We start from the raw sequence: 25292 nt of genomic DNA on the forward strand, positions 1-25292 counted from the left end.
GGCTCTTTTGTGGCGGGTATTGACGCGAAATCCACCGGCCTCGGCTCGCACTCCTCCGGCATCAACACATCGGCGACCGGCATATTCTCAACGGCGACCGGATATGTTTCGGAGGCGAACGGGGCATTCTCAACCGCCTACGGGGCGCACGCTTTCGCCCGCAGCATTGACTCAACGGCGATTGGCCAGAATGCGCTTGCGTATTCCGCCAACACCACCTCGCTGGGGCAGAACGCTCAGGCGATTTCGGTGAACGCAACGGCGGTTGGTCATAAAGCGCTTGCGTATTCCGCCGACACAACGGCGGTTGGTCAGAATGCGCTTGCGCAATCCGTCAACACCACCTCGCTGGGGCAGAACGCATCGGCTATTTCGATGAACGCAACGGCGGTTGGCCAGAAAGCGCTTGCGTATTCCGTCAACACAACGGCAGTCGGTCAGAATGCGCTTGCGTATTCCGCCAACTCCACCTCGCTGGGGCAGAACGCCAAGGCGGTTGCCCAGAACTCAACGGCGCTCGGGCACAACGCCATGGCGACCGGGCTTGACTCTATTGCTCTGGGAGCGCATTCAAACGCGAGCGGGCTGGACAGCATAGCGATAGGTGTCAACGCGCTTGCGTCCAATGTCGCCTCAATCGCCATCGGCAGAAACGCCGAAGCGGTGGCCGCCAACAGTGTGGCTATCGGGCGGAACCTGAGGGCGACCGGCGAGGGCTCTTTCGTGGCGGGTATTGACGCCAAGGCGGATGGTCTCGGAGCGCACTCATCCGGTATTACCACGCAGGCGACCGGAGACTACTCAACGGCAACGGGTTACTACTCCGAGTCTGTAACAGACCACACGTCCGCCTACGGCGCGTTCTCCTACGCGAGGTCGCAGAATTCAACCGCGCTGGGCGCGAACTCTTTCACCGGCGGGTTTAACGCCACGGCGGTGGGCTTCACGGCAAACGCGAGCGGCACAAGGTCTTCGGCTTTCGGCGCCAACGCATACAACCATCGTGACGGAACGCAGACTTTCGGCGACACGGCGGACGGGCGCATATACCTGCCCGGCGATGATGTCGTAACGGAGACCAGAACCGTCCTTGAGGTGCTGGCGGACAGTACGGCGTTGCCGAACGACAATTTGGTAACAGAGTTGCAAGAGAAGCTGGGCTACACAGTCGCCTCCGCAAGCAATATAATGGTGACGGATCCGAGAACGGGTCTTCCCGCTTATGTGAGGGAGACGGTTCTTTCCCGGAGCCTTAATTCCACCCACGTCAACATCGGGCGCGGAACGCCGGACGAGGCGGACCTGGTTTACAGATTCAGGGGTCTCGGCCTGTTTGAGGAGCACGCATACTACACCATGAACTCGGCAAACCCCGACACGGGGCGGCTTGACCCGCCGCACACTCCGGGGGGAGATTTGCCGGAAGTTCCCACGAGGCAGCCGACCTACCGCGCCCAATACGACCACGACCTCACCCTCGGCCCGTTTGTTGAGAAGAAAGAGCGGAGTTACGACACTCTCGGAGGCACGAGGGTGGTAACCTCAATGCCGGACGGAACCCTGCAAATTCAGGACTTCGGGTTTGACGCGATTGACGACCTGATTGGCAACACCGTGGGGCCGGAGACCCTCAGGCAGCGCGTTACCAACATCAGGGAGAACGTTGCGCGGACCAGAATTGACGGGGGAGTTAACTCGCGCCTGTCGCCGGAAGGGAGAGAAGCACGGGATGAATACCTTGAGGCGCTCAATGAATACCTTATAAACGCCAATGTGATGAAGCGGGACGAACAGCGGGCCGCGCAGAATGAACTGGCCGTCCTTCAGAACGCCTACTCCGGCCATGTTTCCCGTCCGCAACTGGGCGCGGGGGATTTTGCGCTGAGGCCGCCCGACCCCGACCCCTCCGGCGCGTTGCTTGAGAGAACGGAATACTCCTACGAGGCGGTCGGCGCGTCCGACTTCCAGAGGCAGAGGTGGGCGAGGCTGGACCCCAATTCCGGCGACCCGCTCGGCGAGAGATACACCGTTCTTGACGACCAGCTCCTCCTCAAAAGAGACGCGGCGGCATACAGGGAGAACCTCAGGGTGCATGCGGACAGCCGCCTCGGAGACCCGAACTACGGCGCGGACCCCAACCTCAGGGCGGACGAGAGCGGAACGCTTTACGAGCGCGAGAACTACTTTGAGTCTCTCAGAATTCACGGCTTTGATGTCGCCGGAGTGCTTGGCTATAACTTTGAGGGCAGGGAAAACCGGCTGGAGAGGGGAAGGGCAATCCTTACGGCGCGGGGCGCGGACGGGCACTTTGTGCTGGACACCGACAGGGACGGCTGGATAAGCAGGGGCGAGATAGACCGGGGTTTTGACCAGGGCTTTGATGTCCAGCATTGGGATGACATTAACAACGATGGTGTTCAGCAGCCGAACGAAGTTTCATTCACTGAAAACGGCGCCGACGGTCTCACCGTCCGCGACATGATTTACGTGTATGAGTGTGTGAAGGATGAGGGCGGTTGCGCCACGAACTACTTTGATGTCTCAACAGTGGATGACGCGCAGCACGCGAGGGAAAAACGGACGATAGAGGACTACATCGCCGCCGGCACGGAAGAGACCAACCAGCGCCGCATCCGCAATGTGGATGAGTTCCTCACCGAAGAGGGCAAGGAACTCCTCAGCGAGGAAACGCTTGAGGCGTTGCAGGAAACACCCCTCGGCAGCGCTCCCAAGAGATACGGCGACCTTTACGAGCGCAATGCGTGGGTTCAGGACAAGATAGACGAGCATGACCGCGAGATACGCAGTTTGAGGGAAGGCGTGGCGATGGCCGCCGCGATGAGAACGACCCATGTGGAGCGGGGCAGACGGCTTGGGTTTGACATTAACTTCTCGGAATACAGGGGCGACTACGGTGTTGCGGGCAGTATGGCGATGAGGGTAACCGAGAATGTGCAGTTCCACTTCTCCGGAGCGACAACCTCGGAGTTTAACGAGAAGTTGTTCAGAACCGGCCTGAACTTCCAGTGGTAAAAAATCAGTCCGCGCGGGGTTGTGAACCCACAACCCGCGCCGTCAAAATCCCCGCTTCGTAGAACACGACCAGCGGCAGAAACATCATCAGCATTGACGCAATATCCGTGGTGGGGGTCAGAACGGCGGCCGCCAGCGCCCCCGCCACATAGGCGTATTTTCTTGCCGAGGCCAGCCGCCGGGCGTCCGCAATTCCCCATTTCGCCAGAAAGAACGCCGCCAGAGGGAACTCAAACACTATCCCGAACGAAACGCACAAGGTCAGCAGGAATGACAGCGTTTGCCCCAGAGAGGGCATTGCGCTGATAAAATCGGCGCTTTGCCCCTCCAGCAGAAACTGCATCGCCCTCGGCGCGGCTATGGTGTGGCAGAAAAGAACCCCGGCGAGGAACAGGGCGGTTCCCGCCCCTATGAAAACTCCGGCGTCTTTTTTCTCCTTCGCTTTCAGGCCGGGGGAGACAAACCTCCACAGGTTATACAGTGTGAACGGCATTGACAGGACAAACGCGGACGCCGCCGCCGCGCCCACAAGCGCGCCGAAACCCTCCGAGGGTCTTGTGAATATCAACTCCCCGCCCGGAGGGAGGGCGGAGGTGGCGGGCTCAACCAGTTTTCTCATTATTTCAAAGCGGAAATGCCAGCAGAGGGGAAACAGCGCCGCGCCCGCCAGCGCGGAGCGGATGATTGCTTTTCTCAATTCGGAAAGGTGTTTGAGGAAGGGGGCTTTTGTATCTTCGCTCATAATTGACAACGGGGGCGGGCTTCCGCATACTATACCCCGTTTTGCGACCGTGAGAATACTTGTTACAGACGGACTCGCCGCCGAAGGAAAACGGCTTCTGGAAAACGCTCCCGGCATTGAGCCGGATATCCGCTCAAAGGTTGAGCCGGATGAGTTGAGACGGATAATCGGCGACTATGAGGGCATTATAGTCCGAAGCGCCACAACCGTTACCGCGGAGGTGATTGAGGCGGCGGGGGGCTCGCTTCGGGTCATAGGGCGCGCCGGCATCGGGGTTGACAATGTTGACCTTGCCGCGGCCACGCGGCGCGGCATTGTGGTTATGAACACGCCGGAGGCGAACGCGGTAACCACCGCCGAGCACACCATCGCGCTGATGTTTGCCGCCGCGCGTAAAATTCCCCACGCCCACGCCTCCGTTGCGGCGGGCGGGTGGGAGAGGAGCGGCTTCAAGGGAGTTGAACTTTTCGGCAAGACGCTCGGCCTCATCGGGCTTGGAACCATAGGAAAACTTGTCGCCGAAAGGGCGCTCGGCCTCAAGATGGAGGCGGTCGCCCACGACCCGTTTGTTTCGCCCGAAGCGGCGGAGCGCATCGGCGTCAAAACGGCCCCCCTTGACGAGGTGATTTCCGCCGCCGATGTCCTTACAGTCCACGCGCCGCTCACGCCGCAGACACGCGGCATTATAGACGCCGCCGCCATTGAGAAAATGAAGGACGGCGCGATTGTAGTGAACTGCGCGCGGGGCGGAATAGTTGACGAGAGCGCGCTGTGCGCGGCGGTTGAAAGCGGCAAACTGGCGGGGGCCGCGCTTGATGTTTTTGCCGAGGAGCCGCCTCCCGCCGGTTGCGAAGTTCTTGAAACGGCGGGGCGGCTTGTTCTCACGCCGCACCTTGGGGCTTCAACGGCGGAGGCGCAGGAAAAGGTGGGCTCCGCCATTGCGCGGCAGGTCATAGATTTTTCAAACGGCGTTGTCCGCAACGCGGTCAACATGCCGTCCCTCGGCGCGGCGGAGGCCGAAGCCATGGGGCCGTATATCAACCTTGCCGAAAAACTGGGGCTGTTTCTCGGCCAGACGGCGGCGGCGGCGGACAAACTGGAGGTTTCCTATCAGGGGGAGATAGCCGGGAGCGACACCGGGTTTCTTACCCTTTCCGCGCTGAAGGGGTTTCTTTCCCCGGTGATGGACGTTTCGGTAACGCAGGTGAACGCGTCCGTTATCGCGGAGGACAGGGGGCTTGAGGTGGTTGAGTCCAAAAACACCTCCTCACGCGACTACAAGAGTCTTATCACCGTTTCGGTCTCCTCCGGCGGTGAAAGCAACAGCGTTTCGGGCGTTATTTTCGGCACAAAAGACCCCCGGTTTGTTATGGTGGACGGGGTAAAGATAGACGTTGAGCCGGACGGCATACTGCTTGTGAGCCGCAACCGCGACAAGCCGGGCCTTATTGCGGCAATGTGCGGCGTGCTGAGCGACGCGGGCATAAACATAGGGCGCATGCACTTGGGGCGCGAGATTGCCGGGGGGCGTGCCATGGTTTTCACCAACGTTGACAGTGAGGTCGGCCCCGAAGACATTGAAAAAATCTCCGCCCTTGCAGACATCATCTCCATAACGCAGGTTACGCTTTGATGAGTCGCAACATAAACTCGCTGCTGCCTCAGGGGGTCAAAAACTTTGTTCCCGGCGAGGCGGGGGGCTTCAAAAACATTGAGGCGGAGATTCTTGACGAATTCTCCAAGTGGGGCTACAAGCGGGTCATCACGCCGCTTTTTGAAAACCTTGAGACCATCAATGCGGGGCTGAACGAGCGGCTGCGCTCGCAGGTGATGAAGTTTGTTGACCCGTCAACGGGCGATGTGGTCGCCCTGCGCCCCGACATCACGCCGCAGATAGGCAGGATAGTCGCCACGCGGATGAGCCATCTGAAAGAGCCGCAGCGCCTCTGTTATTCGGGCAGGGTGGTGAGGTTTGAGCACGAGTCAAGCGGCAGGGAGAGGGAGGTGTTTCAGGCGGGGTGCGAACTTGTCGGGAGAAAAGACCTGTCTGCGGACGCCGAGATAATGGCGATTGCCGCAAGCGCGCTTGCGCGGGTGGGTTTCTCCTCCGGCCTTGTGCTGGACATCGGGCACAGCGGGGTGTTGAGGGCGGTGGACGGGATTGCGGGAAAACACGCGGCGCGGGTGCGCGCGGCGCTTGAGATGAAGTCTTCAAGGGATTTGGACGCCGCCCTTTCCTCGGCGCGTCTGCCCGGGGCCGCCCGCTCCGCAATCACCGCCCTCACGCAGACGCGCAATGTGAAAAAGGTTCTCTCCGTTATGGACAAACTGCCCGCGTTCAAAACCTCGGCGGCGAACATACGGGGAATTACCAATGTGCTGGACGAGTATGAGACGGGTTGCGACATATGCCTTGACGTGTGCGATGTGCGGTCTCTCAACTACTACACGGGGGTAACCTTCCAAATCCTGCACGAACGCGCTCCCTCTCCCCTGATAGCGGGGGGCAGATACGACTCTCTCATCAAACGTTACGGGCACAACACTCCCGCCACCGGATTCGCGGCGGACATTGAGGCGATAGTGAAAGCGCTTTCGGGCGTCCGCAAGGCCGCGGAAACCGTTCACTTTGTCATTATTCCGGCAAAGCCCTCCTTCAGGCGGGAGGCGATACGGCTCGGCGCGTGGCTCAGGGCGAACGGGTTTCAGGTGATTGCGGAATCCCGCCCCCGCCCCGCGCGCGGCACGGCTCCCTCCTCCGGCATCATCACCATAGACGGGCCTGACAAACTGCGTCTTACCGAGCCGAAAACCGGAAGGACGCGGCGGTTTTCAAATCTTGAAGAGTTGATTTCGGAGGGTGTCTGATTCCAAACTTTGCCGTCATAGGAACTCAATGGGGAGACGAGGGCAAGGGCAGGGTGGTTGACCTGATAGCCGAACAGGCCGATGTTGTCGTGCGGTTTCAGGGCGGCAACAACGCCGGGCACACCATCATAACGGACAGGGGCAAGTTCATCCTTCACCACATTCCCTCCGGCATACTGCGGGAGGGCAAAGTTTCGGTCATTGCCAACGGCGTTGTGGTTGACCCGGCCGTTCTGCTTGAAGAGATTGACTCCCTCTCCCGGTCGGGCTGCCCGGTAACGCCTGAAAATTTCAAGGTCAGCGGTCGCGCCCATGTAATAATGCCCTACCACATGGCGATAGACGCGCTAAGGGAGGGCGCGGCGGCGGACGGGGCGAAAATAGGGACGACAAGGAGGGGCATAGGCCCCGTGTATGAGGACAAGTTTGCGCGGCGCGGCATCAGGGTTGCCGACCTGCCGGACGAAAACGCCCTTGCGGCGAGGATAGACGCGGTGCTTCCCGAAAGAAACCTTTACATAACCAGAGTGCTGGGCGGCGAGCCGGTTAACAGGGATGAGGCGGTCGCCTCATATGCGGCATACGGCGAACGTCTCCGCCCGTTCATAACGGACACGGCGGCGTATTTGCACGGGGTCGCCTCGTCCGGCGGAAACGTGCTGTTTGAGGGCGCGCAGGGAACGCTTCTGGACATAGATTTCGGCACATACCCCTATGTAACATCGTCAAGCGCCGTTGCCGGAGGGGTGGGCGCGGGCTGCGGCCTCGGCCCCGGATGCGTTGACCGGACGGTCGGGGTCGTCAAGGCCTATGCCACAAGGGTGGGCGGGGGCCCCTTTCCCACCGAAGACGGGGGGCCGGACGGCGAAAGCATGTTTGAGCGCGGCGGCGAACTGGGCGCGACCACCGGCAGGCGCAGAAGGTGCGGCTGGCTTGACGCGGTGGCGCTGAGGCATTCGGTTCGCGTGAACGGCATAACCTCGCTTGCGCTGACCAAACTTGACGTGTTGAGCGGCTTTGAAAAACTGAAGATATGCACCGCCTACAACATCGGCGGCCGCCGGACGGACTCCTTTCCGCAGGACGCGGACGCGCTTGCTCGCTGCGAGCCGGTTTATGAGGAGATGCCGGGCTGGAGCGAAGACATCCGCCGCGCGCGCGGCCTTGCGTTCCTACCGCGGGAGGCGAGAGACTACATTGATCGGGTGAGCGGGCTTTGCGGGGCGGAGGTGGACCTCGTTTCCGTGGGGCCGTCGCGGGAGGAGGCCATTGTCATCAACGGCCTTTTTACCTGACGGACATGGAAGACAAACTGGTATTTGAAGACAGCGACGCCGCCCGGAGGCTTTTCGGCGCGCTGGACTCAAATCTTGGCAGGATTGAAAAACTGTGCGGCGTGAAAGTTAATTCGCGCGGCGGTGAACTGCTGATAAGCGGTGAGCCGGACGGGGTGGCCGCCGCAAAGGAACTTGCCTCCCAGCTTTACGGCCTCGCCCTTGAAAAACGGGGGCTTTCCCCCGCGGACTTTGAGGCGGGCGCGGAAATAGTTTTCGCCGGAAAAGGAAACCTCAGGGACGTTCTCCTCTCCGGTCGCTCCATAGAGGTGAAGGGCGGAAAGATAACCCCCAAGACGGTTTGCCAGCGCGAATACATCGCCGCAATGGATGCGAACACGATAGTTTTCGGCATCGGTCCCGCGGGGACGGGAAAGACTTTTCTTGCGGTTGCCATGGCGATGGAACAACTGGCCGGGGGCGCGGTGAGGAAAATTATCATCACCCGCCCGATGCTTGAGGCGGGCGAGAATCTGGGCTTCCTTCCGGGCGACCTTGAGCAGAAAGCCGACCCGTTTCTGCGCCCGTTTTTTGACGCCGTTTACGACATTGCCGGCACGGACACCGCGCGGCGGCTGATTGAAAGGAAGACCATTGAGATCGTCCCGCTCGCCTATATGCGCGGGCGCACGCTCAGCGGGGCGTTTGTGATTCTTGACGAGGCGCAGAACACCTCGCCGTCCCAGATGAAAATGTTTCTCACCCGCATCGGTTTTAATTCAAAGGCGGTCATTACCGGCGACGCCACACAGAACGACCTGCCGGGGGGCGCGGTTTCGGGGCTTGAAGAGGCGGAGCGGCTGCTTGCCGGAATGGAGGGCATAGCGGTGGTGCGTTTCTCAAGGAAAGATGTTGTGCGCCACCCGCTTGTGAAGAAAATTGTGGAAGCGTATGAAAAGCGCGACCGTTAGACCGGCCCCTTTTGGTAGCGGTAGTTAAGGGCTTTTTTCAGTTTTTCGCCGGAGATGATTTTCCAGTTGCCCGCCTTTTCAAACGCGGGGGCTTCGGTTCCCGCGGCTTCCGCCTCCCGCCTGTAAAACTCGCTCCGGAGCGGGTGGCCGTCGCAGACGGCGTTGAAGGTTTCGCCGCGTATGTCGTCTTTTATAATGCGCGCCGTGATCTCCACGCAGTCATCCCGGTGGATGAGGTTGACGGGGGTGTCCGGGCGGCTTGCGGCGGCGCGTTTTTTTAGAAACCGGTGCGGGTCTCTGTCATACCCGATGAGCCCCGCAAAGCGCAGAACGGTGAGGTCAAAGTCCGCCGTTGCGAGGGTCTGTTCCATGGCTCGCAGGGCAATGCCGGATTGCTTTGACGGGGTTCCCTCAAGGAAGTCGTCTTCCGTTACGACCCTTCCGAGGTCGGCGTAAACCGAGGTTGAACTTATGAAGACCACAAACTCCGCCCCGCCCGCCTCAAGGGCGCGGACGAGCGTTTCGGTCTGCCCGGCGAGGCGGGGCGCTATGTCATCCCGCCTTTCGGGGGGGAAGTTGACAACCACAACATCGGAGCGGAAAAACTCCCCGGCTTCGGGGGGGCGCTCCGGCTCAATGCGCACGGTGAACGCGCGCGCGCCGGCTTTGCGTATTTCCGGCAGTTTTGCCGGGTCGGTGGTTGAGCCGAGAACGGTGTGCCCGTCCGCGACAAGGCGGCGGGCGAGAGGCATGCCGAACCAGCCGCAGCCGAGCACGGAGACGGTTTTCATGGCTTCCGGCGGCGGGCGGACGCGGCGTCTTCAATCTGAAAAAACACGTTTCATCTCCATGTATTTCCCGCTTGTTTTTTCCGCAACTTCGGGGGGAAGAGACGGGGCGGGCGGGTTTCTGTCCCAGCCGGTCGCGTCCAGATAGTCGCGCACGAACTGTTTGTCAAAACTGTCCTGCGCCTTGCCGCTTTGGTAAAGCCGCGCGCTCCAGAAGCGCGAGGAATCCGGCGTCAGCATCTCGTCTATGAATATAAGCCTCCCGTCCGGGTCAACGCCCATTTCAAACTTTGTGTCGGCAATGATTATTCCCCTGTCGGCGGCAATTCCGGACGCCAGTTTGTATATCTCAACGCACATCGCGCGCGCCCGCTCCATGTTTTCCCCGCCCGCGATCTCGCAGGACTGCTCAAAGGTTATGTTTACGTCCCGCCCGCCTCCGGGCGCTTTGGTGGCGGGGGTAAATATCGGGGTTGTTAATTTCTGCGACAGTTTAATGCCGGAGGGAAGGTCAATTCCGCAAGCCGTCCCTTCCGCAAGGTATTCCGTCCATGCCGAGCCGCAGAGGTATCCCCTCACCACGCACTCAACCGGAAGCGGGCGCGTCTTTTTTACCAGCATGCTTCTGCCCGTGAGTTCGGCGGCCCTCTTCCTGAGAACGGGCGGAAAATCCCCGATGTCGGACGAGATGAAGTGGTTTGGGAACAGCCCCGCGGTCTTTTTGAACCAGAACGCCGAGATTTGGTTCAGCGCCTCCCCCTTGCCGACGATAGGGGTGGGCAGTATGGAGTCGTAGGCGGAAATTCTGTCGGTTGAAACCAGCAGAAGGGTCTCGCCAAGGTCGTAAATGTCTCTGACCTTGCCCCTTGCCGGGGGGAAACCGTCCGCGCTCAGGTCGGTCTCGCGCACTATCATCGCTGAATTTTGTAAACCCGCCAGAAACCGTCCACAAGGCCGTCTCCGGCGCGGACGCGCCCGTTGCCGCCGGTTACCCGGACGATGCCCGGCGCGGTGTCAAGAACTTTTAACGCCTCCGCCTCGCCCTTGTTGCGCGGGGCGTTTCTCACCACCAGAAGGTCGGCCCCCTCAAACTCCGCGGGAATTGACTTTGCGGGGTTGCTTATCCCGCCTTTGAAAAACTGGTAGTAGGCGGTGAACCTGTGAGAGTCTCCCTTGAACAGAAACAGGTTGTTCATGCCGGAGATGTAGTAGTTGTCCCTGTTGAAATAAAACAGGCCGGGGAAGTCGTCCCACGGGGCGACCACAACCTTGCCCCTCGCCGTAAGGGCGCGGACGGTGTTTGCGAGGCCCGCGTAGGCGCGCGGCGTGGGGGAATCAACCCTGCCTTTTATCTGCCGGACTTTTATGAACGGGAGCGAAAAGACGAAAAACACAAAAATGAACACCGCCGGGACAAACGGCCTTATGCGGACGGGGATTTTCGGAATGCGGATGGAAAACTTTGATATGTCGCGGTATATCATCGGAACCATCAGGGCGGAGACCACGGAAAATATCTGGGCAAATTTGATTCCGCCGAAAAACGGAAACAGCGCGAATACAAAGACGGTTATGAACGCCGCCCCGGTTGTGTTGTGCGACCGCGCGGCGGGACGCATGTGAAACAGGGTCGCCGCGAGAGTGCAGAGCATCATCGGGCCGATGAACTGCTGTAACTGCACGCGGCTGGGGATTTGCCACTCAAGGCCGAAAAAGTCTCCCGCCTTTATAAAGGTGGGACGCTCAAAGATGGTGTGAAGTTCGCGGTATATGTGGGACAGGTGGTCGGGGAAAAACGGCGACAGAAGCATGCCCGCCGCCACGCCCGCAAACAGCAGCAGCGGGGTTTTAATCCTCAGTTTGCCATCAAATATCAGATGCGCCGCCGCCCTGCATGCGGCGAGGGGGCCGAGGATGATGAAACCCACATAGGTGTAGGCGGAAGCCCAGCCGATGATAAAAGCCCTGCGCCCGTTGTTTGACCACAGCGCGTCCACTATCCACGGGAACATTATGGAGAAGGAGGTTATGCCCTTCAGCGCGATGGTGTGCCAGATCATGTTGGACGAGGCGGTTATGCCTATAATCGTCCACAGCGCGGCGTTGCCGATGCCCCACTTTCTGTGGAACAGGTAAATGGAGAGCATCTGCAAAAACGCCATTATCACCACGGTGGTTTTAATTGCAAACTGCGGGTCCGGCGAGTCGGGAACAAACACCCCCACCAGCGCGAGAAACAGGTGCTGAAGCAGATACACGTTGGGAAACGGGTCTCCGATGACGGTGTATTTAAGCCACGGGAAATCCGGCAGCCAGCCGAGCTCCTTGTAGGCGTTTGCCACGCCGAGATGGTAGTAGGCGTCCGGGTTGACCCAGTAACCTTCCCAGAAAAGGACTTTCGCGAGCACGTAGGTGAGGATGTAAAGCGGGATCAGGCGCACAAAAACAGTCAGCAGCGCCTCCGCGACAAACCCCGTCCCCGTTCCCTCTTCCGCCCGGCGGCGAAGGAGGTCGCCGTTTATGCTGCGCAAGTCAAACAACGTTTCCGCCATCGCCCCGAGGCCTATGCCGGACTGCGGTTTTTCCGCCCACCCCTTGAGGGGGGCCTCAACCGTCCTTCCTCCGCCCGCCTCAAGCCGTCCGAGGATTTCAATGTCAAAACCCCACCTTGATATGAACGGTTCGGAGAGCGCTTTTTTGAGAGACGGGGTGTTGTTGAAAAACTTTGCGCCGCACTGCGAATCGGACACACGCCTTTTGAGCGCGAAGGATGCGGCAAGGGAAAACACCCTGCTCAACAGGCGGCGCACGGGAGCGCGTTCTATGTTTGCGGATTCGGGAGAATTCCGCGTCCCTATGGCGGCGTCCGCGCGGGGGTCTTTCTCAAGTTCGCCCAGAACCCTTGCCACCTCGGCGGGGGGCGTGGCGAAGTCCGCATCGCAAAACCCTATGCGCTTTGCTCCGCGCTCCGCCGCCTCGGACATTCCGGCGCGAACGGCCTCGGCTTTCCCCCTGTTTTCCGGCAGAAACACCGCGTCAATCGCGGGGGATGAGGCGGAGATCTTCTTGATAAGGCGGGCTGTTCCGTCAGTTGAGCCGTCATCAACCAGAATGATGCGCCCGCCCTTGCCGAGAAGTTTCAGGCACTCAAGGGTTTTGCTTTCCGACAGCCGTTTTTCCTCATTGTGGCAAGGAATTACCAGAACCGCCGAAGGACGGGGCCCTTTTTCTTTTTCTTCTTTCATTGTGATTCCCTGCGGTAACGTTCCGCCATGGCGACAAGGTTTTCCGAGCCCGCAAAGATGGGGGTGGTTTCGTGAACGGAAGACGCCCTTATGTCCAATATCCTTTTCTCGCCGGTCGTCGCCCTGCCGCCCGCCTCTTCAATAATAAAGGAAACGGGGTTGCATTCATACAACAGCCGCAGTTTGCCCTTTGGGCGGTCGCGGGTCGGCGGATACATGAAGATGCCGCCCTTGAGCATGTTTCTGTGAATGTCCGCCACCATGGAGCCGGTGTAGCGATACGAGTAGGGGCCGCCGGTTTCCGCGCCGGACTTGCAGCAGTAGTCTATGAAATTCCGGACCCATCCGGGGAATTCCGAATAGCGCCCCTGATTGACCGAATACATGCCGCCGTCCGCGGGAATTTTGATTTGCGGATGCGACAGGCAGAACTCGCCTATTGAGGGGTCAAGCGTGAAGCCGTCAACGCCTTTCCCCGCGGTGAAAACCAGCATGGTTGAAGAGCCGAAAATTATGTAGCCCGCGAGTTTCTGCTCGCTTCCGGACCGGAAAAAGTCCGCCTCCTCGCACGGGCCTCCCGCAGGCGACAGGCGTTTGTATACGGAGAAGACGGTTCCCACGGTTACATTGACGTCTATGTTTGAAGAGCCGTCAAGCGGGTCTATTGCGAGGATGTATTCCCCGTGCCGGGAGTTTTCGCCGCGAAGGTGTATGATGTCATCGTTTTCCTCGGACACCACCGCGCAGCACTCGCCGCCCGCTTCAAGGGTTGAAATGAGGCGGTCATTGGCGAATTTGTCAAGTTTCTGGGTGTCTTCGCCGTGAACGTTTCTCATTCCCGTCCCGCCCCGTATGCTCTCCACAATGCCCGCCTTGTTTATCTCGCGGTGCATCAGTTTGGACACAAAAACCAACTCTCTCAAAATTGTGAACACGCCGCCGTGAAAGCCCCCGGTTCCAAAGGTTGAAATGATGTGCTTGTTGAGGGTCGTTATTTTTTCCACGGCGGCTCCCCCTCTGACGCCTCCGAGGCCAGGGCAAACGCTTTCTGGTATATGACGGACTGCTCCGCCGCAAGACGCACCTCCGGCACTCTGGTTTCCGCTACGGCCACGGTGATGACCGCCGCCGCCCCAAGAACCGCCGCGCCTAAAATCCCGTCCGCCAGCCGCATCACGGCGGTTACGCCGGGGATTTTCCCCGCAATTTTTTTAATGGTCAGCCATCCGGCAAAACAGACGATAAAAATCAGCGCCCCCGTCATCAGGCGTTCCATGCCCCCCGCTCCCCCGCCGGTGAGCGAGGAGGCAAAAATGTAGCCCGCCGTCGCGCACGCCGCCACGGCGGACAGGTGTATAAGGAGGTTTATAAGCCCCATCCCCGCGACTCCCGCGGTAAATCCCGCAAGGGTCGCTATGGATACTGCGTAATCAATCCAGTTCACAACAACACCGTATTATAACCGCTTTGACTTGAAAGTTTTTTCCGACCATAATTAGCCCTCAATGCGAACGGCGCCCATCATATCGGAGGAGATGCGTCTGGTTGAGGAGGAGATTGCGAGGAACTGCGTCTCCGGCGCCGACCTTGTCAACAGCGTTTCATCATACATAGCGGGCGGCGGAGGCAAACGTCTCCGCCCGTCCGTGCTGCTGCTTTCAAGCGGCCTGTGCGGGCTTGAGGAGGGGGACGGCAGAATAGCGTGCGCCGCCGCCGTGGAGCTTACGCACATAGCGTCCCTGCTTCACGATGATGTTGTGGACAACGCTTCAATGCGGCGGGGGCGGAAGTCCTCCAATGCGGTTTGGGGCAACAAAAGCCCGGTTCTTACGGGCGACATGCTGCTCATCAGGGCTATGAATCTAATCCTTTCGTGCGGCGACATGAAACTTGCCGGGGTTTACTGCGCGGCGGCGGAAAGGATGATAGAGGGCGAGGCGTTTGAGGTTATGGGGGGCAAGGAAATGCTGGAAATGGATGAGAGTTCCTGCATGCGCATCATCACCGAAAAGACCGCGTCTCTGATAGAGTGCTGCGCGGTGATGGGCGCAATGCTCGCCGGGGAGGCAAACGGCAGGGCCGAGGCGCTTGCGGGCTACGGGCTTAACCTCGGCATAGCGTTCCAGCTTGCCGATGACGCCCTTGATTACTGCTCCACGACGGAGGAACTGGGCAAGGACTGCGGGCTTGACATAGAAAACGCCAGAATGACCCTGCCGCTCCTCAAGGCCATATCAAACGCCCCGTCCCGTGTCCGGGCGGATTTTGAAAAGGAGTTGCGGCGCGCCGTCACCGCCGATTTTACAATGCCCGGATCTGCCGCCCCGATAAAGCGGTTTGTCGCCGACTACGGGGGAGTGGAAGACACCTTTGAGCGGGCGAAAAGCCACATAGCGAAAGCCAAAAAGGCGATATCGTCATTTCCCTCCGGTAACTACAAGGATTCCCTTCTGACGCTTGCGGACTTCGCGGCGGAAAGAAGCCATTAACCTCCGCCCACACGCCGGAATATGAGCACATCGCCCCTTCGCGGGTCGGCTCCCACATCCACCGGACGCCTGAACGAGTGCCAGAAAAGTTCCGGCCTCCAGACGGGGAAGTAAAGCCGTCCCAGAACCTTCACAAGCTGATACGCCTCCTCCCGGAAGGCCCCGAACCGGACCGCCTGTCCGGGGAGGATTTCATTCGGCAGTTCATAGGCAAGTATCCGCCCCGCCGCTCTGCTGCGCGCCTGTCCGGCGCGCGACGGCCCGACAAGCACAATCCAGTCCGGAGTGTGCGTGTGCGCGTAACGTATTTCAATGCCGTATTTTTCCAGATTTTCGGGGGCGACGGCGTGAGTGCGCGCGTAGGTGCAGCAGAAAAGAAACTTTTCGCCCAGATACCACATGACGTTGTAGTAAGACCATGTGGGGGAGACCCACATCACCTCGTCCTGTTTTCCGCGCTTCTCAAAGAATTTTTCCAAATCGGTCAGGAAGTTCGGCTTCCTTGTGTGAAACTCCCACGCCATTGCGGGAAGCGTCCACTGCGTGTAGGTGTTTTCAAATGAGAATATGTTGACGCTTTTCCAGACCGGTCGCGGCAGGTCAAGGGGCGAGTAGTTTCTGTTCAGCGGCGGGTGGTTTTGCACGCCGAACGGCCATGTCCACAGGGTTGTGCAGAGCAGCAGGAACATCAGAACCGCGCCCGCCGTGCGCGAGCGCGACATTACCTTCATGCAGAAAAAGGCGGTCGGGACGGCGAAAAACAGCGCCGCCGCGAAGAAAAAGCGGGTCGCCGCATATTGGTCGTACTCCTGCTGGGGCGACAGAATCGCGCACACGATGACCAGCAGAAAGCCGGTAACTCCGTAGTAAAGCGGGGTTTGCTCGTCTTCCCGCGCCCGCAGGCCGGGGACTATCCTTTTGCCCGCAAGCCAGCAGACCCACAGCCCGACAAACCACGGCGCAAGACCGCCCACATTGATAAAGCGCAGGTAAAGCGGCAGCAGAGACCATATTCTCGCAAGGCGGCTTTCCTCCCTGTAAAAAATGGAGAACACATTGCTTTTGACTTGAAGGTCGGGCGTTATGTAACCGGATGAAAACAGATACCAGACACACACCGCGCCCGCCGCGAGCGCGGCCCCCCACAGATGCCATTCCCGTTTGCTGCGGCTTGCGACAAACAGCAGATGCCCCGCCGCGAGCGCCCCGAAAAACGCCGCCGCGGCGGCAAAGTGCGTAAAAAACAGCAGACAGCAGCACGCCGCCGCCGCCCAGATACTCCACGGAAAGCCCCGCCACCGGCCCCGGTCTTTTACATAAAGGCGGTAAAGGTAAAACGCAAGAGCGGTGAAAAGCAACGCGGGCGCGTAGTAGCGCATCTGCCTTATATGCAGGAGATATACGGGCGACAGGGAAAAAATTGCCATCGCCGCAAGGCGCAGGCGCGGGTTGTCCGGAATTTCAAGGCGCAGAAGCAGAAGAAACACTCCGAGGCAGGCGATTCCCATCAGGCCGAAAACCGTTCTGCCGCCGCCTTCGGTTTTGCCGAACAGTTTGAGGGAGAGCACCCCCGTGTAAAAACTCACGGGCGGAAAGGTGTTTTCAAACTTGTTGTTCAGATACAGCCCCGCGCCGTAGTCGTGGGAGTTGCGCCCGTCCCACGCGAATGCGCGCCCGTGCTCAACCAGCGCCCTTGACATCCATGCGGTCTCAACCTCGTCATCCCAGAACTCCACATTGCCGAGCCCGGTAACCGACAGGTAGGCGGCGAGCATAAAGACCGCCCACATTGCGGCGCGCGCAGTTTTATTTCCCTTTTTCACCTAACTTGTCTCCAGCGACATTACGACCGCGTCCCGCCCGCTGCCGCCGTAGTATTTCCGCCGCTCGCCCACGGCGCGGAATCCCATGCCGCAGTAAAGAAAAATTGCGTCCATGTTGTCCGTTGCGACCTCAAGCATCACCCGCCCGCCGCCCGCGCGGGCAAGCGCGTCCCGAAGCAGCAGCTTTGCAAGCCCCCGTCTCCGGTGCAGCGGATGGACGGCAAGTTTGTATATCTCGGTCTCGTTCATCAGCGTCCGGCATATGCAGTAGGCGACCGCCCGTCCGTCCGCTCCCCTGACCACGGTGGAGCGGCGGGCAAAACCGCCGGACATTTCCTCTTTGAGAGCGGCGGCGGGCCAGGCGTCCCTCTCAAAGCACAACTTCTCCATCTCCGCCACGGACTCAAAGTCTTCCGGAACTGAGGGCTCAACCTTCGGAACGTTCAAGCCGCGCCTCCACAAGGGGTTTCATTATCTCCGCCGCGGCGGACGATATGACCGTGCCGGGCCCGAATATGTGCGACACGCCCGCTTTGCGGAGAAAGGCGTAATCTCTCTTAGGTATCACGCCGCCCGCCACCACCGCTATGTCTTCGCGCCCCTGTTTTTTGAGCCCGGCGATGACCGCCGGTATGAGGGTTTTGTGTCCCGCCGCAAGGCTTGAAACGCCCACAATGTGCACATCCTCGTCAATCGCGAGGCGCGTTACCTCTTCGGGCGTGGAAAACAGAGGCCCTATCTCCACCTCAAAGCCCATGTCCGCAAAACTGGTCGCTATCACCTTTGCGCCCCTGTCGTGGCCGTCCTGTCCGGTTTTCGCGATGAGGATGCGGGGGCGTCTTCCCTCAATGCCGGCAAAGCGGTCTGTCAGCGACCGCGCCTCCTCAAACGCGCCGTTGCCGCCTATCTCCGAGGAGTAAACCCCCGATATGGTGCGCACGGCGGGGGTGTAGCGTCCGCAAACCTTCTCGCATGCGTCCGAGATTTCCCCCAGAGTGGCGCGCAGCGAGGCGGCCTCCACGGCGAGGGCAAGCAGGTTTCCGCGCCCCGTTTTTGCCGAGCGGGTTATTTTGTCAAGCGCGGCGGCAACGGCTTTTGAGTCGCGCCTCTTTTTGATTGCGGCAATGCTCTTTACCTGCTCGCGCCGCACCGCAGTGTTGTCAACCTCAAGCAGTTCAATCCGCCCTTCCTCTTTCCGGACGAACCTGTTGACGCCCACTATGGTTTCTTTTCCCGAATCTATTCGCGCCTGCTTTTTGGCGGCGGCTTCCTCAATCCTCATCTTCGGGATGCCCGTCTCAATCGCCGCCGCCATTCCGCCCAGTTTTTCAACCTCGGCAATAAGGGCGCGCGCCCGCCGCGCTATGGAACCGGTCAGGCTCTCCAGATAAAAAGAGCCGCCCCACGGGTCTATCGCGCGGCATATTCCGGTTTCCTCCTGTATGTAAAGCTGGGTGTTGCGCGCCACGCGGGCTGAAAAATCCGTCGGTAGCGCAATCGCTTCGTCAAGGGCGTTTGTGTGCAGTGACTGCGTTCCGCCCATCGCGGCGGCAAACGCCTCCGTGCAGGTTCGCACAATGTTGTTGTAGGGAAACTGCTCCGCGAGGCTCCAACCGGAGGTCTGGCAGTGGGTTCTGAGCGCGAGCGATTTGGGATTTTGAGGCGAGAAGGCGCTCATCATCTCCGCCCACAGGATTCTGCCCGCCCTCATCTTGGCAATCTCCATAAAGTGGTTCATGCCGATTCCCCAGAAAAACGATATTCTGGGCGCGAAGTCGTCAACCTTCAGTCCCGCGCTCAGCCCCGCGCGCACGTATTCAATGCCGTCCGCAAGCGTGTATGCCAGTTCAATGTCCGCGGTCGCGCCCGCCTCCTGCATGTGGTAGCCGCTTACGCTTATGCAGTTGAAACGGGGCATGTGTTTTGAGGTGTATTTGAAAATGTCGGCGATTATGCGCATTGAGAATGCGGGCGGGTATATGTAGGTGTTTCTGACCATAAACTCTTTGAGTATGTCGTTCTGGATGGTGCCGGACAGTTTTTCACCGGGAACATTGCTCTCCTTTGCCGCCACTATGTAAAATGCCATAACGGGCAGCACCGCGCCGTTCATTGTCATTGAGACCGAAATTTCATCAAGCGGTATGCCGTCAAAAAGCCGCTTCATATCCTCGGCGCTGTCCACCGCGACACCCGCCTTTCCCACATCGCCCACAACCCTCGGATGGTCGGAGTCGTATCCCCGGTGGGTCGGAAGGTCAAACGCGACCGAAAGCCCCTTTTGTCCGGCGGCGAGGTTTTTTTTGTAAAACCTGTTTGACTCTGCGGCGGTGGAGAAGCCCGCATACTGCCTCACCGTCCACGGGCGGACGGCATACATGGTGGAGTAGGGGCCCCTGAGAAACGGCGGCTCGCCCGCCGCCGCGCCCTTTGTGTGGGAGAGGCCGCGCGTGTCCGCCGCCGTAAAGACATCTTTGACCTTCACGTTTTCGGGCGTTTCCCACTCACGCCCCTTGCGCCGCCCTTTTTCAGCCGCTCCGCGGCGGAGGCGTATGGTTGAAAAGTCAGGCCGGGCGCTCACTTTGCGCCTCCCGCCCGGTATTTGTTGACGCCGACAAGCGTCTCTTCTCCCGATGAGACGCGCTCCGCCCTCAGTTTTGCGCTCCGTTTGAGCCGCCCGCTTATGAAGCCGTCTTTCATGCAGCGGGCAAAACCGCCCCGTTTTTCAATCTCAAGGAACAGGTTGAGCACGGCGTCCGCAACCTTGTCCGTAAGCGTGTCCGCATAGTAGGAGCCCGCGCACGGGTCTGCGACCGCGCCGAGGCCGCACTCGTCCCTCAGTATAAGTTGAATGTTTCTTGAAACCGCCTGAGAGCGCGCGGAGGGCGGAGCGCACGCCGCGTCATACGCGGGGACGGATATTGACCCGCCCCCCCCGGCGACCGCCGCCATGGTTTCGCATGTCGCCCGCAGTATGTTGGTTTCGGGGTCGTCCGCCGGCTTGTTGATTGCCGAAGGGGTTGCATGGACGGTCATGCGGCCGTCCGCGCGGCGGTCAAACTTTTCCACTATGTGCGCCCACACGGCGCGCGCGGCTCTGATTTTTGCCGCCTCAAGAAAGAAAGCCGAGCCGACCGCAAAATGGAAAACCATTGCCCGCGCCGCCGCACGGTGGGGTGTTCCGAGCGCGGAAAGCGCGCACAGGTATTCCGCTCCGAGCGCGAGCGCAAACGCCGCCTCTTCAACCGGCTCCGCCCCCGCCTCATGAAACTCCGCCGCCCGGACGCCGACACAACCGAACCCCCCCGCCGTTTTGTCAAACTCTTTCACGATGGCGGCGAGAGACTTCATCTCTCCGGGTTTCCCCGCTCCCAGCGGGTCGCACAGGACAAATCCGCGTGGCTTTTTGACGCCCGATTCTTCAAAAAACTCCGCGAGGGCGCGGGCTTGCGCGATTCCAGTCCCTTTGGGGGCAAAACGGACGCCCGTCCGCGCGGGGTCAATTCCGGACAGCAGTTTTGAAATTTGCGCCGGGGTGTTTGCCTTTGCCTCCCTGAACAGAACTCCTTCCGCGCCGCCTTCAACCGCTTCGCGCGCCATGCGCGCCGAGGCGGCGGGGGATGAGGGCGGGATGTCCTCGCAAACCTCCCACGCGGAGGTCTCGCGGGTGTATGGAAAAGTTCCGGGGGGCGGGGCGGGAAACAGGGACAGCCCCTTCATATTCTCCGGGCAGTAAAACGGTTCAATCTCAATCGGGGCGTCCGGAAACGCGCCCGCCGGTTTCCAGACCAGATTTTCGTAATCCGAACCCCTGAGGTCTCTTTCCACGGATTTCTTCCATGCCGCCGCGGATACGGGGGCAAATACGCCCCCTTTGGGTTTTGAGGTTGCGCCGGACCGACTCATGACGGCTAAAACATAATTGAAACGGCCTTTTTTTACAAAAGGCGGGGACGTATTGTTGACATTAAAGGTCTTTAATATACTATACGCCCTCAGTTGACTTTGCCGGAGGCGGACCTTGAAGAAATCGGTGTTTGTTTTTGCTTTAATTTTGGGGGCGGCGGGCGAGGCGGTTGCCTCTCCGGCGGTTATACCGGGGTCGGGGGCGATGGCGTTTGCCGGTTCGTTCTCAATCATAGTGCGTGAATCTCTGGAGGCGGTTTTGATAATCACCGCGATGGTTGCGGCGCTCTCCTCAATCGGGTCGCGCGGGTATGTGAAGTTTGTTCATCTCGGCTGGATGGCGGCGCTTGCCGCCGGGGGCGTCACATGGTGGGCGACCGCCGAACTCATCAGGGTTACCGAAGCGCAGGCGGGACTGGTGGAGGGCATTACCTCGTTGCTCGCCGCCGCGGTTCTGTTTTATGTCAGTTACTGGCTCATATCAAAGGTTGAGGCCGGGAAATGGAAGAAATACATAGACTCCAAGGTTACCGAAGCCGCCGGGGCGGGCAACGCGACGGCGATAATGTCCGTGGCGTTTCTCGCCGTTTACCGCGAGGCGCTTGAGACCGTGCTGTTTTTCCGCGCGCTGCTTTTTGAGGCGGTGTCCGTCCGTCCGGTTCTGTGGGGGCTTGTTGCGGGCGCGGCGGTAGCGGGCGTTCTGTCGGTCGCCGTATTCAAGTTTTCCATGCGCCTGCCCGTCCGGTATCTGTTTTCCATAACGGGCATCGGGCTGTGCGCTCTCAGTTTCATGCTTGCGGGCAAGGGCATCCATGAACTTCAGGAGGTCGGGCTTGTCTCCGAAACGGTCGCGGGTTTTGTTCCGCGCCTCGGAGTCCTCGGCATTTACCCGACATACGAGACTCTGGTTCCCCAGGCGATTATCGCCGCCGCGCTGGCGCTTGCCGCCGTGAAGGTGTCCGCCGTGCTTTCGGACAAAGGCGCGGGAAAGGAAACGTAGGAGTTTTCCGCCCTTGGGGCTTATTGAAGAAACCGCCTCCGCAGTTTCCCCGCCCGACCGGCGGGTGTATGAAAAGGCGCTCCGGCGCTGCGACACACTTACAAAACCGCCCGGCAGTCTGGGCGTTCTTGAAGACACCGCCGCAAGGATAGCGGCAATCACCGGACGCGACCGGCCCCGCGCGCAAAAGAAGGCGGTGGCGGTTTTCGCCGCCGACCACGGCGTTGCGCAGGAGGGCGTGAGCGCCTTTCCGAAAGAGGTAACGCGGCAGATGGTGAATAACTTCCTTTCCGGCGGGGCGGCGGTGAACGTTCTTGCCCGCCTTGTCGGCGCGGACGTGTTTATCGTGGACGCGGGGGTGGATTTTGATTTTCCGTCCGGCGGCGTTATCTCAAGGAAAACGGCAAAGGGAACGCGCAATTTTGCAAAGCGCGCCGCAATGACGCGGGAGCAGGCGGTCAGGAGCGTTGAGGCGGGAATTGAAACGGCTTTTGACATTGCGGACGGGGGTTATCAAATCGCCGCTCCGGGCGACATGGGAATAGGCAACACCACCAGCGCGGCGGCGGTGATATGCGCGTCATACGGGGTTTCCCCGAAGGACATTACCGGCGCGGGGACGGGCCTCGGCCCCGCCGGTGTAAGGGAAAAGGCGGGCGTTGTCTCCCGTGCGCTGAAGAAGCATTTTCCCCGGTTTCCAAACGCCCCGCGCCCGGACGCGCTTGAAATTCTGCGCAAGGTCGGCGGCTTTGAGATAGGCGCGGCGGCGGGCATGATGGTCGGGCTCGCCGCCCGCAGAATCCCCGTGGTGGCGGACGGGTTTGTCATCGCCTCCGCCGTGTGCCTTGCCGTCTCTCTCTGCCCCGCCGTTGCGGAATACCTGTTTTTTTCGCACAAGAGTTCGGAGAAGGGGCACGCGAAAACGCTCCGTCTGCTCGGAAAGACCGCGCCGATGGATTTGGGAATGCGCCTCGGAGAGGGCACGGGCGCGCTCATAATGTTTCCGGTAATAGACGCCGCGCTTGCCCTGTTCAACCGGATGGCGACCTTTGAGAGCGCGGGCGTCTCCCGCGCCCCCCGGTAGGCGTTTTTCGCAATCGGGGCTTTCTTTTGTTATTATTGCCCGTGATGAAGTTCAAGGGCTACGACACGGACGGCTTCGGCGTTGCCGTGCGGTTTCTTACGCTGTTCAATCCGTGGGGCGGCGGCGGTAACCTGACAAGGGATGACGCCGCGCGCGCCCTGCCTTTTTTCCCCGCTGCGGGGCTTGTGGCGGGCGCGGTGAGCGCGGCGGTTGCCGCCGTTTTGTCCCCTCTTGCGGGCGCGGGATTTGCCGCCGCCGCCATAGCGGTCGCCGCGCTCGCCGTGGCGACACGCGGGCTTCACCTTGACGGCGTTGGAGACTGTTTTGACGCCTTGCATTACTACGGCGACCCTCAGAGAGCCCGCGGCGCGATGAAAGACAAGTCTCTCGGCGCTTTCGGCGCGGCGGGGGTCGCGTTTGTTGTGTCCGCCAAGATTGCCGCGCTCGGTTCGGTTTCTCCCGACGCCTTTTTGACCGCCGTTGTTCTTGTTCCCGCCGCCGCCCGGCTCGCGCCCGCTTTTGTGTCCTACCTTTCCGATGCCCCGCCCGCGGGCGGCCTCGGAGCGGTCTTCAGTTTCGGCGGTGACGGCGGCATTTTGCTGAGGGCGTTTGCGCTTGCGTTTGCTGTCGCCGTTTTTCTCGGCGGCGCGGGCGGAGTAGGTCTTGTGATTGCGGTTTCCGTTTCGGCTCTGCTTCTCGCCCTTTTCTTCAAATCCGCTTTCGGCTCCCCCGGCGGCGATGTTCACGGCGCGACGGTTGAACTGTGCGAAGTCATCGGTTTTATGGTCGCGGGAACGGCGCTTTGAGGATTGGCTGCACTTCGTATGTGTATCCCGCCGGTCTTGTGCCGAATGTCCGGCGGCTCGCCGGTCTCACGGACGACATAGAACTTCTTGTGTTTGAGGGCGCGGACGGGGCCGTCCTGCCCACCGGCGCGGAGGTCTCCCAACTGCTTGAAATCTCTCAGGCCGCCGCCGGGCGCGGTAGGGGCTTTACCTACACCGTCCACCTTCCGCTTGATTTGGATGTGTGCGCCGGGGAGCGCGATTTCAGGGAGTTTTCCCTTGACAGAACGGAGGAGATAATGGAACTCGCCGCGCCTCTGCGTCCCCGCGGTTTTGTGCTTCATCTTCCGGGAGGGGAGGGGGGCGGAGACGAATGGACTTGCGCCGCGATGACGGCGGCGCGGCGTCTTCGGAGCCGCGCGGAGATTTTCATTGAAAATCTCGCCTATCCGTTTGAAAAATTAAAGCCGGTTATTGAGGGCTCGGACGCAATGCTTTGCCTTGACATAGGGCACGCCCTTGCCGCCGGTGATGACTGGAAGGGCATACTGCGCGGGTTTGCCGACAGGACGGCGGCGGTTCACCTGTATGCGCGCGACCCCGCCGGTTCGGGCAGGCATTTGGGGCTTCACAGGGCTCCGCCCGGTTTTGTTTCGGATGTTTTCGGCGCGCTTGCCTCCTGCGGCTACGAAAATGTGGTTACCATTGAACTTTTCAGCGAAGAGGATTTTTTCATCTCAAAAGACATAGTGGACAGAGAGGCGCGCGGTTGGGCTCAAAGGTAGTTCTCATCGGGGGATGCGGCGGCGGAAAAAGCGCTCTCGCCCTTGAGACGGCGCGGCGCGCGGGCGCGGACAACCTTGTTTTCATCGCTACGGCAACTCCCTTTGACGATGAGATGAGGGTGAAAATAGAGAGGCACAAAGAGGAGAGGGGCGGCGATTTCACAACGGTGGAAGAGCCGCTCCGCCTTGCGGACGCGCTGTCGCCCTTTGCGGATGACCCCGCCGTGTGCGCGGTTGTGGACTGTCTGACGGTTTGGCTCTGCAACCTTGCCGCCGTTCCGGCGGACGAGGCTCAAAGGATGAGGAATGATTTTCTGCTCCGTTTCGGCGGTTTTAAGGGCTCAATAATAGCGGTTACCAATGAAACCGGAATGGGTGTGATTCCGGCGGACAGACAGACGCGCGACTACGCCGCCGCGCTTGCGGAAACAAACAGGAAGGCGGTGGCGCTTGCGGATGAAGCGTATCTGGTTGTCGCCGGTAGAAAGGTGAGGATTAA

At 60.2% G+C, this 25292-nt stretch carries 21 protein-coding genes; 11 read left to right on the forward strand and 10 right to left on the reverse strand.

Going from position 1 to position 25292, the window contains the following annotated elements; all coding sequences use genetic code 11:
* On the forward strand, nt 1-3033 hold a 3033-nt coding region (locus OXF42_02255), incomplete at its 5' end, for a hypothetical protein (GenBank protein ID MCY4046919.1).
* Nucleotides 3034-3037: 4 nt separating this feature from the next.
* Here OXF42_02255 and tatC read toward each other — a convergent pair.
* On the reverse strand, nt 3038-3775 hold the full coding sequence (tatC, locus tag OXF42_02260; protein ID MCY4046920.1) for a twin-arginine translocase subunit TatC: 738 nt from the start codon (nt 3773-3775) through the stop codon (nt 3038-3040).
* A gap of 49 nt (nt 3776-3824) precedes the next feature.
* Between tatC and serA the strand changes: the two genes are divergently transcribed.
* The 4 genes from serA to OXF42_02280 are packed head-to-tail and all read left to right on the forward strand — an operon-like array spanning nt 3825 to nt 8888.
* Nucleotides 3825-5408 carry a phosphoglycerate dehydrogenase gene (gene serA, locus OXF42_02265; protein MCY4046921.1) on the forward strand — a complete coding sequence of 528 codons (1584 nt, stop codon included), beginning with the start codon at nt 3825-3827 and terminating at the stop codon, nt 5406-5408.
* On the forward strand, nt 5408-6643 hold the full coding sequence (locus OXF42_02270) for an ATP phosphoribosyltransferase regulatory subunit (protein ID MCY4046922.1): 1236 nt from the start codon (nt 5408-5410) through the stop codon (nt 6641-6643). Before serA ends, OXF42_02270 begins: the two co-directional genes overlap by 1 nt.
* Nucleotides 6643-7938 carry an adenylosuccinate synthase gene (locus OXF42_02275; GenBank protein MCY4046923.1) on the forward strand — a complete coding sequence of 432 codons (1296 nt, stop codon included), beginning with the start codon at nt 6643-6645 and terminating at the stop codon, nt 7936-7938. Before OXF42_02270 ends, OXF42_02275 begins: the two co-directional genes overlap by 1 nt.
* A 5-nt stretch (nt 7939-7943) precedes the next feature.
* Entirely contained in the window at nt 7944-8888 is a 945-nt protein-coding gene (locus OXF42_02280) for a PhoH family protein (GenBank protein MCY4046924.1), read from the forward strand.
* On the opposite strand, the gene OXF42_02285 is transcribed toward OXF42_02280, so the two are convergent.
* Genes OXF42_02285 through OXF42_02305 form a run of 5 tightly spaced genes read right to left on the reverse strand, consistent with a single transcriptional unit; the run spans nt 8885 to nt 14365 of the window.
* Nucleotides 8885-9679 (reverse strand): NAD(P)H-binding protein, encoded by a 795-nt coding sequence (locus tag OXF42_02285; GenBank protein ID MCY4046925.1) that lies wholly within the window; start codon nt 9677-9679, stop codon nt 8885-8887. The genes OXF42_02280 and OXF42_02285 overlap by 4 nt on opposite strands.
* Before the next feature lie 30 nt (nt 9680-9709).
* On the reverse strand, nt 9710-10591 hold the full coding sequence (locus OXF42_02290; protein MCY4046926.1) for a phosphoribosylaminoimidazolesuccinocarboxamide synthase: 882 nt from the start codon (nt 10589-10591) through the stop codon (nt 9710-9712).
* A complete protein-coding gene (locus tag OXF42_02295; GenBank protein MCY4046927.1) occupies nt 10588-12921 on the reverse strand; it encodes a glycosyltransferase in 2334 nt (777 codons plus the stop codon). Before OXF42_02295 ends, OXF42_02290 begins: the two co-directional genes overlap by 4 nt.
* On the reverse strand, nt 12918-13925 hold the full coding sequence (fbp, locus tag OXF42_02300; protein MCY4046928.1) for a class 1 fructose-bisphosphatase: 1008 nt from the start codon (nt 13923-13925) through the stop codon (nt 12918-12920). The genes OXF42_02295 and fbp overlap by 4 nt, the downstream gene beginning before the upstream one ends.
* On the reverse strand, nt 13913-14365 hold the full coding sequence (locus OXF42_02305) for a hypothetical protein (GenBank protein MCY4046929.1): 453 nt from the start codon (nt 14363-14365) through the stop codon (nt 13913-13915). The genes fbp and OXF42_02305 overlap by 13 nt, the downstream gene beginning before the upstream one ends.
* A 61-nt stretch (nt 14366-14426) precedes the next feature.
* Here OXF42_02305 and OXF42_02310 point away from each other — a divergent pair, with 61 nt between their 5' ends.
* Nucleotides 14427-15410, forward strand: coding sequence for a polyprenyl synthetase family protein (locus OXF42_02310; protein MCY4046930.1), 984 nt, complete (start codon nt 14427-14429; stop codon nt 15408-15410).
* Here OXF42_02310 and OXF42_02315 read toward each other — a convergent pair.
* From OXF42_02315 to OXF42_02330, 4 genes are read right to left on the reverse strand one after another with little or no spacing between them, the layout of a single operon-like run.
* Nucleotides 15407-17233: a hypothetical protein gene (locus OXF42_02315; GenBank protein MCY4046931.1), complete on the reverse strand. Its 1827-nt coding sequence runs from the start codon at nt 17231-17233 to the stop codon at nt 15407-15409. The genes OXF42_02310 and OXF42_02315 overlap by 4 nt on opposite strands.
* Nucleotides 17234-17680 (reverse strand): GNAT family N-acetyltransferase, encoded by a 447-nt coding sequence (locus OXF42_02320; GenBank protein ID MCY4046932.1) that lies wholly within the window; start codon nt 17678-17680, stop codon nt 17234-17236.
* Nucleotides 17661-19787 carry a methylmalonyl-CoA mutase gene (gene scpA / locus OXF42_02325; protein ID MCY4046933.1) on the reverse strand — a complete coding sequence of 709 codons (2127 nt, stop codon included), beginning with the start codon at nt 19785-19787 and terminating at the stop codon, nt 17661-17663. Before scpA ends, OXF42_02320 begins: the two co-directional genes overlap by 20 nt.
* Nucleotides 19788-19810: 23 nt before the next feature.
* A complete protein-coding gene (locus OXF42_02330; protein ID MCY4046934.1) occupies nt 19811-21139 on the reverse strand; it encodes a methylmalonyl-CoA mutase family protein in 1329 nt (442 codons plus the stop codon).
* 115 nt (nt 21140-21254) lie between these two features.
* On the opposite strand from OXF42_02330, the gene OXF42_02335 reads away from it, so the two are divergent.
* The 5 genes from OXF42_02335 to OXF42_02355 form a co-directional block, all read left to right on the forward strand.
* Complete coding sequence (locus OXF42_02335) at nt 21255-22139, forward strand: FTR1 family protein (GenBank protein ID MCY4046935.1); 885 nt, start codon at nt 21255-21257, stop codon at nt 22137-22139.
* 13 nt (nt 22140-22152) lie between these two features.
* Nucleotides 22153-23223: a nicotinate-nucleotide--dimethylbenzimidazole phosphoribosyltransferase gene (cobT, locus tag OXF42_02340; GenBank protein MCY4046936.1), complete on the forward strand. Its 1071-nt coding sequence runs from the start codon at nt 22153-22155 to the stop codon at nt 23221-23223.
* Between the two features lie 44 nt (nt 23224-23267).
* Nucleotides 23268-24029, forward strand: a complete 762-nt coding sequence (locus OXF42_02345) for an adenosylcobinamide-GDP ribazoletransferase (GenBank protein MCY4046937.1) — start codon at nt 23268-23270, stop codon at nt 24027-24029.
* A complete protein-coding gene (gene cbiR, locus OXF42_02350; protein ID MCY4046938.1) occupies nt 24026-24793 on the forward strand; it encodes a cobamide remodeling phosphodiesterase CbiR in 768 nt (255 codons plus the stop codon). Before OXF42_02345 ends, cbiR begins: the two co-directional genes overlap by 4 nt.
* Nucleotides 24778-25292, forward strand: a 515-nt coding sequence (locus OXF42_02355; GenBank protein ID MCY4046939.1) for a bifunctional adenosylcobinamide kinase/adenosylcobinamide-phosphate guanylyltransferase, incomplete at its 3' end; no start/stop codon positions are given. The genes cbiR and OXF42_02355, both read left to right, overlap by 16 nt.

Source organism: Candidatus Dadabacteria bacterium, assembly GCA_026708565.1.
Lineage (GTDB): Bacteria > Desulfobacterota_D > UBA1144 > Nemesobacterales > Mycalebacteriaceae > Mycalebacterium.